The organism is Pseudomonas sp. EGD-AK9, assembly GCF_000465935.2.
Taxonomy (GTDB): Bacteria; Pseudomonadota; Gammaproteobacteria; order Pseudomonadales; family Pseudomonadaceae; genus Aquipseudomonas.
The window spans coordinates 1-11,885 of the sequence record NZ_AVOF01000042.1; the positions used below are offsets into that span (position 1 = coordinate 1).

Below are 11,885 nucleotides of genomic sequence, written 5' to 3' on the forward strand. Positions count from 1 at the left end.
ACCGCGCCGCAACGCGCGCATGGCACCGAACAGGTTGGGCCAGGCGTCGCCACCGGCCACGCCGGCCGGCTGCATGGCGCCGGTCAGCAGCACCGGCACGCCCAGGCCGAGCAGCAAGAAGCTCAGCGCCGCGGCGCTGTAGGCCAGGGTGTCGGTGCCGTGCAGCACCAGCACGGCATCATGGCCGTCGACCTCGACGGCGGCGACTATGGCGTCGCGCAGGGCTAGCCAGTGGCCCGGGTTCATGTTGGCGCTGTCGATCAGCGGCAGCAGCTCGCGAAACTGCCACTGCGGCAGCTCGCCCTGCGCCTCCTCGGCCTGCTGCGCACGCATCCGCGCCTCGAAGCCGGAGGCCGGCGCCAGGCCCGCTTCGCTCATCTGCATGCCAATGGTGCCGCCGGTGTACAGCACCAGCAGTTTCTCAGGGGTCGCCATGGACTCTCCTCGCAAATCACGGGCAAAAGAAAGGGGGCCTTGGCCCCCTCCTTCCTTGCTTGGGTCAACTCAACGCTGGTGCACCCGGTCGCCGATCTCGGCCGGGTCCGCGGCGACGACGGGCTTGGCCGCCTGGCCGGTCCACACCGCCGGGTCGAGGTCCAGGTCGGCGAACTGCTTGGCGTCGAATACCGGCGACTCTACACCAGCCTTGATCTGGCTGTCGTAGTCGCGCATCAGGCGCAGGCCGACCTTGAACAGCAGCGCCAGGGCCACCAGGTTGCAGATGGCCAGCAGGCCCATGGTGACGTCGGCGAAGGCGAACACGGTGCCCAGATCCTGCACCGAACCCCACAGCACCAGGCACACCACCAGCACGCGGTAGACGATGACCGGCATGCGCTTCTGGCTGAAGAAGCCGAGGGCGTTCTCGCCGAGATAGTAGTTGTAGATCAGGGTGGTGAAGACGAACAGCAGCAGCGCCAGGCTGACGAACACCCGGCCCCACTCGCCGACCACGGCCGCCAGGGCGGTCTGGGTCAGGACCACGCCGGCCATTTCGCTGCCCGGCTGATAGACGCCGGAGAGCAGGATGATCAGCGCGGTGCTGGTGCACACCAGCAGGGTGTCGATGAACACGCTGAGCGACTGCACGATGCCCTGCGCGGCCGGGTGCTTGACCTCGGCCACCGCGGCCACGTTCGGCGCGCTGCCGAGGCCCGCTTCGTTGGAGAACAGGCCACGCTTGACGCCCATCATGATCGCCGCGCCGATGCCGCCGGCGAAGGCCGGCTCCAGGCCGAAGGCGCTCTTGACGATCAGGGCGAATACCGCCGGCACCTCGGGCAGGTTCAGACCGATCACCACCAGCGCCATGCCGATGTAGGAGAAGGCCATCACCGGCACCAGCACGTCGGCCATGCTGGCGATGCGCTTGATGCCGCCGAAGATGATCAGGCCGATCACCGCGGTCAGGATCAGGCCGCTGACGATGGTGGGCAGGCCGAAGGTGTCGTGCAGCGAGCTGGCCACGGTGAAGGACTGCACGGCGTTGAAGCCGAAGCCGAAGGTCACCAGCAGCAGGATCGACACCACGATGCCCAGCCAGCGCTGGCCGAGGCCGTGCTGGATGTAGAAGGCCGGGCCGCCGCGGTAGCTGCCGTCGGCTTCGCGGCGCTTGTACAGCTGCGCCAGGGAGCACTCGAAGTAGCTGGTGGCCATGCCGACCAGGGCCACGACCCACATCCAGAAGATGGCGCCGGGGCCGCCGAGCATGATCGCCACCGACACGCCGGCGATGTTGCCGGCGCCGACGCGGCCGGCTACCGAGAGCATCAGTGCCTGGAACGAGCTGAGCTGGCCGGGCTGACGCTGGAAGGCCTCGGCGAAGATGCGGAACATGCTGCTGAAGTAGCGGAACTGGACGAAACGCGAGGCGACGGTGAAGTACAGGCCGAGACCGATCAGCATCACGATCAGCAGCTTGCTCCAGATAAGGTCGTTGAGAAGATCGAGCATGGGAGGCTTTCTCTCTTGTTGTTCTGAATGGGAATGCAGCCCCGCCGGGCGGCTGGCGAATGGTTGGCGATAGGGGCCTTGCCAGACAATTTCGCGGGTCGCGGCGACCTGACGCGAGTTGATGCTAGAATCGCGTCACTTGCATCAGCCGGTACGCCCTCATGTCCGATGCCCTCGGCGCCAACCTGAAACTGCTGTGCAGCCACTACCGCTCGATCGCCGAGGTGTGCCGCAAACTGTCGCTCAACCGCGCCCAGTTCAACCGCTACCTGGCCGGGCAGAGCCGGCCGACCGCGCACAACCTCAAGCGCATCTGCGACTTCTTCGGCGTCGAACCCTTCGAGCTGGCCATGCCGAGCGAGCAGTTCGCCCGCCTGGTCGGTGCACGCAGCCCCGACGCCCAGGCGCAGGCCGGCAGCGACCCGCTGCTGGAGCTGTTCGAGCCGCTGCGCCAGCAGGCCAGCCCGATGGGCCGCTACTGCGGCTACTACTTCGAGTACTCCAACTGCATGTCGGTGCCGGGCCAGGTGCTGCTGTCGCTGGTGCACCTGCGCGAGGAGCGCGGCAACTACCTGTTCGAGCGCCAGGAACGCCAGGAGCGTCAGGAACGCACCCGCGGCGGCGCCGAGGACTGGGTGCGCTGCCGCTACCTGGGCGCGGCCTTCTACCTGCAGGACCGGCTGTTCCTCATCGACTACGAGTCGCTGACCGGCAACGAGATCAGCCAGACCATCCTCATCCCCAGCTTCAAGAGCCGCATCACCCGCCTCAACGGCATCAAGACCGGGGTGTCCAGCGGCGACCGGCGCACCCCGGCCTGCACCCGCGTGGTCTGGCAATACCTGGGCAACGAGATCAACCGGGTCAACGCCTACCGCCAGCTGATGCTCTACGCCCCGGACGACGCGCGGATCGACGATGACATCCGCCAGCGCCTGAGCGGCACCCAGCTGCACGACGGCCTGTTCGTGCTGGAATAGCGCGGCGCCATGCGGTGATGGCCAGGATCGGCCAGAGCAGTGCTCGGCTGGCGTGGATAAGGGGTGCGCACGCCGCACCCTGCAATGCGCCGGCAAAAAAAGGGATGGCCGAGGCCATCCCTGAGGAGCGAGGCTGGTGAGGCCTCCTATGAAAATCGTCGTTCAGGCCGCGTTGTCGCTGTTGTAGACGTCGCGATCCAGCTCCTGCTCGCTGCTGCCCACCAGGGTGGTGGTCATCAGGTCGCCGGCGACGTTCACCGTGGTGCGCGCCATGTCGAGGATGCGGTCGATGCCGGCGATCAGCGCCACGCCTTCCAGCGGCAGGCCGACCGAGGTCAGCACCAGGCCGAGCATGATCAGGCCGGCGCCGGGCACGCCGGCGGTGCCGATCGAGGCCAGGGTAGCGGTGAGGATGATCATCAGGTACTGACCGGCATTCAGGTCGACGCCGAAGGCCTGGGCGATGAACAGCGCCAGCACGCCCTGGTAGATGGCGGTGCCGTCCATGTTGATGGTGGCGCCCACCGGCAGCACGAAGCCGGCCACGCCCTGCGACACGCCAAGGTTCTTGCGCGCGCATTCGATGGACACCGGCAGGGTGCCGGCGCTGCTCGAGGTGCTGAAGGCCACCGCCAGCGCCGGGGCGATGCCCTGGAAGAAGCGCAGCGGGCTGAGGCGCGCCAGGCCGCCGATCAGGCCGCCGTAGACCAGCAGCATATGGGCGATGCTGGCCAGGTAGATCACCCCGATCACGCTCGCCAGCGGCAGCAGCACCTCGATGCCGTGGGCGGCGACCACGCCGGCGATCAGCGCGAACACGCCGATCGGCGCCAGGCGCATCACCAAGTCGGTGAGTTTGTAGAACACCTCGGCCAGGCTGTCGAACAGCTTGACCGCCGGCGCGGCCTTGTCGCCGATCAGGTTCATGCTCACGCCCAGGGCGATGGCGAACACGATGATCTGCAGGATGTTGCCCTCGGCGAAGGCGGTGACCGGGTTGGTCGGCACCAGGCCCACCAGGATCTGCACCAGCGAGGGCGCCTGCTTGGCCTCCTCGCTGCCGCTGGCGACCATGTGCATGCCCTCGCCGGGGCTGAACAGGGCGCCGAACGCCAGGCCGATGCTCACCGCGAAGGCGGTGGTGATCAGGTAGATGGCGATGGTCTTGACGCTGATGCGGCCGAGCTTGGCGCTGTCGCTCATGGCGGTGATGCCCGCCACCAGGGAGACGAATACCAGCGGCACGATCAGCATCTTGATCGCGTTGAGAAACAGCGCGCCGATTGGCGCCAGCGCCTGGGCGCCGCTCTTGGACAGCATGCCGACAGCGACGCCGAGGGCCAGACCGACGAGGATCTGCTGCCACAGCGGCACGCGCGCAAGGAGGGAGAGGGAAGCGGTATTGCTCTGACTCATGGTTATCACCCGGATTGTCGTTGTTGTGGGGCCGTCTGTGCGGCCTTCAGCGGTGCCGCCCGGCAGGCTAGGGCGGAAAGCAACGCGCCGCACTCGAACGAGGGCGGCGCGGGTGTTGCCAGGAAGATCAGCCCTGCAGCGGAACCAGGCGCGGGGCGATCATGTTCTCGGGGCGCAGGATGTCGGCCAGGGTGGCCTCGTCCAGCAGCTGCTCCTCGCGCACCAGCTCCAGCACGCCACGCCCGCTGTCCAGGGCGACCTTGGCGATGCGGGTGGCGTTCTCGTAGCCGATGTAGGGGTTGAGCGCGGTGATCAGGCCGATGGAGTTCTCCATCAGCGCACGGCAATGCGCCTCGTTGGCGGTGATGCCGTCGATGCACAGCTCGCGCAGCATGTCCATGGCGCGGGTCAGCAGGCGGATCGAGTCGAAGATCTTGTAGGCGATCAAGGGCTCCATCACGTTGAGCTGCAGCTGGCCGCCCTCGGCCGCCATGGTCAGCGCCAGGTCGTTGCCGATCACCTCGAAGGCCACCTGGTTGACCGCCTCGGGGATCACCGGGTTGACCTTGCCCGGCATGATCGAGCTGCCCGGCTGACGCGGCGGCAGGTTGATCTCGTTGATCCCGGTGCGCGGGCCGCTGGACAGCAGGCGCAGGTCGTTGCAGATCTTCGACAGCTTGACCGCGGTGCGCTTGAGCATGCCGGAGAACAGCACGAAGGCGCCCATGTCGCTGGTGGCCTCGATCAGGTCGGCCGCCGGCACCACCGGGTGGCCGCTGATGATGGCCAGGCGCTTGACCGCCAGGGCCTGGTATTTCGGGTCGGCGTTGATGCCGGTGCCGATGGCGGTGCCGCCCAGGTTGACCTCGGTGAGCAGGGTCGGCGCCAGCAGCTTGAGGTGCTGCAGGTCTTCGCCGAGGGTGGTGGCGAAGGCGCGGAATTCCTGGCCGAGGGTCATGGGTACGGCGTCCTGCAGCTGGGTGCGGCCCATCTTCAGCACGTGGCCGAACTCCAGGCCCTTGGCGGCGAAGGACTGGATCAGCTTGTCCAGCGCGCTGAGCAGGCTGTCGTGGCCGAGCAGCAGACCGAGACGGATGGCGGTCGGGTAGGCGTCGTTGGTCGACTGCGCCATGTTCACGTCGTTGTTCGGGTGCAGGTGCTGGTACTGGCCCTTCTCAAAGCCCATGGCCTCCAGCGCGATGTTCGCGATGACTTCGTTCGCGTTCATGTTGGTCGAGGTGCCGGCGCCGCCCTGGATCATGTCGACCACGAACTGCTCGTGGAACTCGCCCTGGATGATGCGCGCGCAGGCGGTGCTGATCGCCGTGTGCTTGGCGGCGGACAGGTGGCCCAGCTCGCGGTTGGCGTCGGCCGAGGCCTGCTTGACCATGGCCAGGCCGATCACCAGTTTCGGGTAGTGCGACAGCGGCACGCCGGACAGGCGGAAGTTCTGCACGGCGCGCAGGGTCTGGATGCCGTAATAGGCATCGGCGGGGACTTCGAGGGTGCCGAGCAGGTCTTTTTCGACGCGAACAGATGCAGCAGAGGACATGATGGGGATGGCTCTTGGGAAATGCGGCGAGTGCCGCGATGCCCATAGACTATGGGCTCAGCCACTAGCTCGGCCAATGCCGTTGCTTGCTGCCCTATGCACAATCGGCATAATGTCGGTGTGACTGCGGGATGGCGGCAAACGTAGGGTGGGTTAGCCGCATGCTGCCATTGGCGAACATCACCTCGTTCGAGACGCGGCGTAACCCAGCATCGGCGCAACGTGATCCATCGCCCGGTGGGTTACGCGACGCACCACGGCAGCTGCGTCTGTCGAACCGCGTTCAGCGGCGCTAACCCACCCTACGCCTCGTGCAAGCCTCGGAAGCCTACGATGAACCTGGAAACCAAATGGCTGGAGGACTTTATCGTCCTGGCCGCCACCCGCAGCTTCTCCCAGGCCGCGGAAAAGCGCTTCGTCACCCAGCCGGCCTTCAGCCGACGTATCCGCAGCCTGGAAGGCATGCTCGGCCTGACCCTGGTCGACCGCTCCTGCACACCCGTCGAACTCACCGAAGCCGGCCGGCTGTTTCTGGTCACCGCGCGCAGCCTGGTCGAACAGCTCGGCGAAGTGGTGCGCCACCTGCACAACCTGGAAGGCCAGCAGGGCGAGATGCTGTCGATTGCCGCCGCCCACTCGCTGACCCTGGGCTTCTTCCCCGAATGGATCGCCCGCCTGCGCCGCGAAGGCCTGCCACTGACCACCCGACTGGTGGCGACCAACGTCGGCGAAGCGGTGCACTCGCTGCGTGAAGGCGCCTGCGACCTGATCCTCGCCTACTACGACCCGGACGCCGCGCTGCAGATGGACCCGGAGATCTTCCCCTCGTTGCACCTGGGCACCACCTCCATGCTGCCGGTGTGCGCGGTCGGCGAAGCCGGCGCGCCGCTGTTCGACCTCGACGGCGGGCAGAGCGTGCCACTGCTGGCCTACAGCGCCGGCGCCTTCCTCGGTCGTTCGGTCAACCTGCTGCTGCGCCAGCGCGCGCTGCGCTCGACCACGGTGTACGAAACCGCCATGGCCGACAGCCTCAAGAGCATGGCCCTGCAGGGCATGGGCGTGGCCTGGGTGCCACGGCTGTCGGTCACCGCCGAACTGGCCCGTGGCGAACTGGCGATCTGCGGCGGCGAGCACTGGCAGATCCCGCTGGAGATCCGCCTGTACCGCTGCGCCCTGGTACGCAAGGCCGCGGTGCGCCTGCTGTGGCGCAAGCTGGAGGGTGGCCTGGCCATGTAGGTGTTCGGGGGTGCGCGCGGCGCACCCTACGCCGCCGTACAGCTCGGGCTTGCCGCGGCGCCCAGTTGGCCATCGAGAAACTCCAGCACCCGCCGCGCATAGGCCTCCGGCTGGGCGACATAGGCCAGGGTATGGTCGGCACCCGGCACCTGCCAGAACTCGCACTGGGTGGCGGCGGTCAGCGCCGCGTGCAGTTGCTGGCCGTCCGCGAGCGGGGTGTGGCGATCCTCCTCGCCGTAGATCAGCAGCAGCGGCGGGCGGCCGACCAGGCGCTGCGCGGCATGCAGCGGACGCAGGCGGCGTTCGCCGGCCGGATAGAGCAGGCGGCTGAGCTGGATGCCCAGGCGCGGCAGCGGGTAGGGCCGCCAGAAGTGCAGCAGGGTGGGGAAGGCCGACTCCAGCACCGCCGCCTTGAACGGATGCTGCGCCAGCGCCAGGGCGCACAGGCCCATGGCCGCGCCCATCGAGGCGCCGAGCAGCGCTACCGGCAGATCCGGGTAGCGTGCCTGCAGCGCCTGCCCGGCGGCGAGCACGTCGAGCGGGTAGTCCATGGTGGTGGAACTGCTCTCACCGAAGCCGTTGAGATCGAACAGCATCACGTGATAACCGGCCGCGCGCAGCAGCTCGGCGTGCCCGTGCTTGAGCCAGAAGCCCTTGGCCGCGGTGCCCATCGGGTGACACAGCAGCACCGCGCCGCGCACCTGCCCCGCGCGCGCCTCGCCCAGCAGCGCGGCCAGGCTGGCACCCGATTCGCTGGTCAGCACCAGGCGCTGCCAACGCGCCGCATCGACCTGTTCGGGCCAGCGCCAGGGCTTCATGAAGCGCCCGAAAAAGGGTTTTTTGAAGAGCCGGTAGGCTGTATGTTTCATCGCCGCTGTTCTCCTGCCTGATGAGTCGCGGGCCGCCAGTGGCGCCCGGGTGAGGCCATGCTAGGAAGTGCAGCGGCGCCTCACCATGGGCAAAAACGACCAATAACAGGCGGATAATTCCGCCAGCGGGGCGGGAAGGATGAAGGTCACGGTGGTGATGGCCGAGCGCTGCTCGGCCACCAGCGTCTCGGCGGCGCTGGAGTTTCTCGAATGCGCCAACGTGCTGCAGCGCTTTCTCACCGGCGACCCGGCGGCGACGCCGTTCGAGGTGCACAGCGCCTCCCTCGACGGCGCCCCGGTCGAGTGCACCGGCGGCCTGCGCCTGAGCCCGCAGCGAGCGCTGAGCGAGGTGCCGCACAGCGATCTGGTGATAGTGCCCGGCTTCATGTTCAACATCCTCGCCGTGCTGCCGGCCCTGGAGCCGCTGAGCGCCTGGCTGCGCGAGCGCCATGCGCAGGGCAGCTACATCGCCAGCATGTGCACCGGCGCCTTCGTCACCGCCCAGGCCGGCCTGCTCGACGGTCGCCGCGCCACCACCCACTGGATCTTCAGCGAGCAGTTCGCCCGGCGCTTTCCGCGGGTGCTGCTGCAGGCCGAACGCAGCGTCACCGACGACGGCCAGCTGCTGTGCTCGGCCGGCTCGACCACCGGCAGCGACCTGCTGCTGCACATCATCCGCCGTTTCGCCTCGCCGCAGCTGGCCATCGAGTGTTCGAAGAAGCTCCTGGTCGACAGCGCCGAGCGCCTGCAGACGCCCTACATGAGCGCCTCGTTCAACAAGGCGCACCAGGACGCCGAGGTGCTCAGGGTGCAGATCTGGCTGGAGAAGCACAGCGCCGAGCGCATCGTCCTCGACGAGGTCGCCGCGCGCTTCGCCCTGAGCCCGCGCCATTTGATCCGCCGCTTCAAGGACGCCACCGGGCAGACGCCGGTGCAGTACCTGCAGAGCCTGCGGCTGGAGCGGGCCAAGCACCTGCTGGAGGCCAGCCAGGAGAACTTCGAGCGCATCACCCAGCAGGTCGGCTACGAGGACGGCAGTTCCTTCCGCCGCCTGTTCAAGGAGCGCGTCGGCCTGTCGCCGGGCGCCTACCGGCGACGCTTCAACCGCCTGGCCTGAACGCCCCGCCAGCGGGGCGCCCGGTCGCCGCTCACTTGCCCGACTTGATCGAGGTCCAGGCCCGCGTACGCACCCGCTCGATCTTCTGCGGCAGCGGCTGCACCACGTACAGCGACTTCTGCAGCTCCGGCGTCGGCGTCAGGTCGGCGTCGGCGGCAATCGCCTTGCCCACCAGCTGCATGCCCGGCACGTTGGGGTTGGGGTAGCCGAGAAAGTCGCTGATCGGCGCGATCACCTGGGGCTCGAGCAGGTGGTTGATGAAGGCATGGGCCTCGTCGACGTTCTGCGCGCTCTTGGGAATGGCCCAGGTGTCGAACCAGATCGGCGCGCCTTCCTTGGGCAGGCGCCAGTTGATCACCACGCCGTTGCCGGCTTCCTTGGCGCGGTTGGCGAACTGGTAGAAGCTGCCGGAATAGCCGATGGCCACGCAGATGTCGCCGTTGGCGATGTCGGTCATGTATTTGGCGGAATGGAAGTAGGCCACGTAGGGACGCACCTTGAGCAGCAGCTCGGTGACCTTGTCGTAGTCGGCGGGATTGGCGCTGTTGGGGTCCAGGCCCAGGTAATGCAGGGCGATGGGGATGATCTCGGTGGGCGAGTCGAGCATGGCCACGCCGCAGGATTTCAGCTTCTCCATGTACTCGGGCTTGAACACCAGATCCCAGCTGTTGACCGGGGCATCGTCGCCGAGGGCGGCCTTGACCTTGTCCGGGTTGTAGCCGAGCAGCACGGTGCCGTACATGTAGGGCACGCCGTACTGGTTGCCCGGGTCGTTCTTCTCCAGCAGGCCGAGCAGCACCGGGTCGAGGTTCTTCCAGTTGGGCAGCTTGGACTTGTCCAGCGGCATGAACACGCCGGCCCTGATCTGGGTTTCGAGGAACTGGTTGGAAGGGATCACCAGGTCATAGCCGGAGTTGCCGGTGAGCAGCTTGGCCTCCAGCGCCTCGTTGGTCTCGAAGGTGTCCCAGGTGATCTGCACGCCGGACTGCTTTTGGAAGTCCTTGGGCACCGACGGCAGGATGTAGTCGGCCCAGTTGTACACGCGCAGTTCCTTGGCCTGCAGCGCGCCGCTGAGCAGGGTAGCGCCGCACAGAGCGGCGCCGAGCAGGTGTTTGATCGTTGTCATCGTATTCACCCTTGCAGACGTTATGAAATGGGGGGTGGACCTGGCGCCGCCTTGCCCGCCCTTGGGCGGACAGGCCGCCCTAGGCGCCCTCGAAGCCTTCCAGCACGTTGACCGCGTTGACGCCGATGGCCTCCACCGCGTAGCCGCCCTCCATGACGAACAGTGTGGGCAGGCCGAGCGCGGCGATGCGCCGGCCCATGGCCAGGTAGTCCGGGCTGTCGAGCTTGAACTGCGAGATCGGGTCTTCCATGTAGGTGTCCACGCCCAGCGACACCACCAGCACCTCGGCGCCGTACTCGGCGATGCGCTGGCAGGCCTGCTCCAGCGCGGCATTCCAGGTTTCCCAGGAGCTGCCCATGGGCAACGGGTAATTGAAGTTGTAGCCCTCGCCCGCACCCTCGCCCAGTTCGTCGGCGTAACCGAGGAAGAACGGGAACTCCTCGGCCGGGTCGCCGTGGATCGAGGTGAACAGCACATCGCTACGGCGGTAGAAGATGTCCTGGGTGCCGTTGCCGTGGTGGTAGTCGACATCGAGGATGGCCACCTTCTTGCGCCCCTGGTCGAGGAAGGCCTGGGCGGCGATGGCGGCGTTGTTCAGGTAGCAGTAGCCGCCCATCAGGTCGCCGGCGGCATGATGGCCCGGCGGCCGGCACAGGGCGAAGGCGCTATGGGCGCCCTTGGCGATCTCCTGCTGGGCGCTGAGCGCCACCTGGGCGGCGCTGTAGGCGGCCTGCCAGGTGCCGGCGGTGATCGGCGCGCCGCCGTCGAAGCTGTAGTAGCCGAGCTGGCCGTGCAGGTCGTTGGGGATGATCCGGCGCAGGGTGCGCGCCGGCCAGGTGAAGGGCAGCAGGTCGCCCTTGCCGCCCTGCTCCTGCCAGCGCGTCCAGGCCCCTTTGAAAAATTCCAGGTAGGCCTTGCTGTGGATGCGCTCGATCGGCGCCAAACCGAGATCCCGCGGCGCACGGACTTCGCCGAGCTGGCGCTGCTTAACGCGGGCCAGAATATGGTCGGCGCGCTGCGGCTTCTCGAAGCAGGGCATCAGCTGGCCATCGATCAGTTCGCACTTGCCGTGGTGCAGGTGGTGGTCGTCGCTGTAGTAGGTGAGCATGCGAGGCGGCTCCGGGCTTGTTGTTGTGCCGCAATTGTTCGCCCGCCGCGCCCCGGCGGAAAACGCTGGCAACGGCCAAAAGGGGATCGAAATGGCCAAACTGCGCTGGCCCTGCCGTCGTAGCCCGGATGCAATCCGGGAATGCCTGACACCCTGTCCCGGATTGCGGCCAGGGTTCGCCATGCGCGCCGATTGGTTCCAGGTGGATGACGCTCTTCTCATCCACCTTCCTTCACATGGCCCTGGTGGATGGATAAAGCGCCATCCACCCTACGCGCGAAAGCGACTCGGCGGCACGCCGCTCCAGCGCTGGAAGGCATGACGAAAGCTGGCGGTCTCGCTGAAGCCGAGCGCCTCGGCGATGCGGTACACCGGCCAGTCCTGCTGGCCGAGCAGGGCCTTGGCACGCTCGAAGCGCAGCTCGTCGAGCAGGCCCTGGTAGCTGGTGCCCAGCTCCTGCAGGTGGCGGCGCAGGGTGCGCGGCGAGCAGTGCAGCTGCTGCGCCAGCGCCTCCAGCCCCGGCGGCGC

The 11,885-nt window shown here is 67.5% G+C and carries 11 protein-coding genes; 3 read left to right on the plus strand and 8 right to left on the minus strand.

The features are described 5' to 3' along the window. The coding region (locus N878_RS02295) for an asparaginase domain-containing protein (RefSeq protein WP_021442068.1) at positions 1–435 on the minus strand (435 nt) is incomplete at its 3' end. A 69-nt stretch (positions 436–504) separates the two neighbouring features. Next, positions 505–1,953 carry a sodium:alanine symporter family protein gene (locus N878_RS02300; RefSeq protein ID WP_021442069.1) on the minus strand — a complete coding sequence of 483 codons (1,449 nt, stop codon included), beginning with the start codon at positions 1,951–1,953 and terminating at the stop codon, positions 505–507. Between the two features lie 161 nt (positions 1,954–2,114). Between N878_RS02300 and N878_RS02305 the strand changes: the two genes are divergently transcribed. Next, the gene (locus N878_RS02305; RefSeq protein WP_021442070.1) at positions 2,115–2,933 is read left to right on the plus strand and encodes a helix-turn-helix transcriptional regulator; all 819 of its coding nucleotides are present in this window, start codon (positions 2,115–2,117) and stop codon (positions 2,931–2,933) included. A 162-nt stretch (positions 2,934–3,095) separates the two neighbouring features. Here N878_RS02305 and N878_RS02310 read toward each other — a convergent pair whose 3' ends face one another. Together N878_RS02310 and N878_RS02315 are read right to left on the minus strand one after the other, a co-directional pair. Beyond that, complete coding sequence (locus N878_RS02310; RefSeq protein ID WP_177342866.1) at positions 3,096–4,355, minus strand: dicarboxylate/amino acid:cation symporter; 1,260 nt, start codon at positions 4,353–4,355, stop codon at positions 3,096–3,098. Between the two features lie 121 nt (positions 4,356–4,476). Further along, positions 4,477–5,901: an aspartate ammonia-lyase gene (locus N878_RS02315; RefSeq protein ID WP_021442072.1), complete on the minus strand. Its 1,425-nt coding sequence runs from the start codon at positions 5,899–5,901 to the stop codon at positions 4,477–4,479. Between the two features lie 333 nt (positions 5,902–6,234). Between N878_RS02315 and N878_RS02320 the strand changes: the two genes are divergently transcribed. Then, positions 6,235–7,137 carry a LysR substrate-binding domain-containing protein gene (locus tag N878_RS02320; RefSeq protein WP_021442073.1) on the plus strand — a complete coding sequence of 301 codons (903 nt, stop codon included), beginning with the start codon at positions 6,235–6,237 and terminating at the stop codon, positions 7,135–7,137. Between the two features lie 26 nt (positions 7,138–7,163). Here N878_RS02320 and N878_RS02325 read toward each other — a convergent pair whose 3' ends face one another. Further along, the gene (locus N878_RS02325) at positions 7,164–8,006 is read right to left on the minus strand and encodes a S9 family peptidase (RefSeq protein WP_021442074.1); all 843 of its coding nucleotides are present in this window, start codon (positions 8,004–8,006) and stop codon (positions 7,164–7,166) included. 139 nt (positions 8,007–8,145) lie between these two features. On the opposite strand from N878_RS02325, the gene N878_RS02330 reads away from it, so the two are divergent. Next, on the plus strand, positions 8,146–9,123 hold the full coding sequence (locus N878_RS02330; protein WP_021442075.1) for a GlxA family transcriptional regulator: 978 nt from the start codon (positions 8,146–8,148) through the stop codon (positions 9,121–9,123). Between the two features lie 31 nt (positions 9,124–9,154). Here the strand turns inward: N878_RS02330 and N878_RS02335 are convergent, their stop codons facing one another. From N878_RS02335 to N878_RS02345, 3 genes are all read right to left on the minus strand, one after another. Beyond that, positions 9,155–10,249: a polyamine ABC transporter substrate-binding protein gene (locus N878_RS02335; protein WP_021442076.1), complete on the minus strand. Its 1,095-nt coding sequence runs from the start codon at positions 10,247–10,249 to the stop codon at positions 9,155–9,157. A gap of 79 nt (positions 10,250–10,328) precedes the next feature. Further along, on the minus strand, positions 10,329–11,357 hold the full coding sequence (locus N878_RS02340) for a histone deacetylase family protein (RefSeq protein ID WP_021442077.1): 1,029 nt from the start codon (positions 11,355–11,357) through the stop codon (positions 10,329–10,331). Between the two features lie 270 nt (positions 11,358–11,627). Beyond that, positions 11,628–11,885 (minus strand): helix-turn-helix transcriptional regulator (locus N878_RS02345; protein WP_031302622.1); only part of this gene is annotated, 258 nt, incomplete at its 5' end.

Coding starts and splice junctions, on each gene's coding strand:
- N878_RS02330 (WP_021442075.1), top strand. CDS start 8,146: ATGAAGGTCACGGTGGTGATGGCCGAGCGCTGCTCGGCCACCAGCGTC.
- N878_RS02315 (WP_021442072.1), bottom strand. CDS start 5,901: ATGTCCTCTGCTGCATCTGTTCGCGTCGAAAAAGACCTGCTCGGCACC.
- N878_RS02325 (WP_021442074.1), bottom strand. CDS start 8,006: ATGAAACATACAGCCTACCGGCTCTTCAAAAAACCCTTTTTCGGGCGC.
- N878_RS02335 (WP_021442076.1), bottom strand. CDS start 10,249: ATGACAACGATCAAACACCTGCTCGGCGCCGCTCTGTGCGGCGCTACC.
- N878_RS02300 (WP_021442069.1), bottom strand. CDS start 1,953: ATGCTCGATCTTCTCAACGACCTTATCTGGAGCAAGCTGCTGATCGTG.
- N878_RS02340 (WP_021442077.1), bottom strand. CDS start 11,357: ATGCTCACCTACTACAGCGACGACCACCACCTGCACCACGGCAAGTGC.
- N878_RS02305 (WP_021442070.1), top strand. CDS start 2,115: ATGTCCGATGCCCTCGGCGCCAACCTGAAACTGCTGTGCAGCCACTAC.
- N878_RS02320 (WP_021442073.1), top strand. CDS start 6,235: ATGAACCTGGAAACCAAATGGCTGGAGGACTTTATCGTCCTGGCCGCC.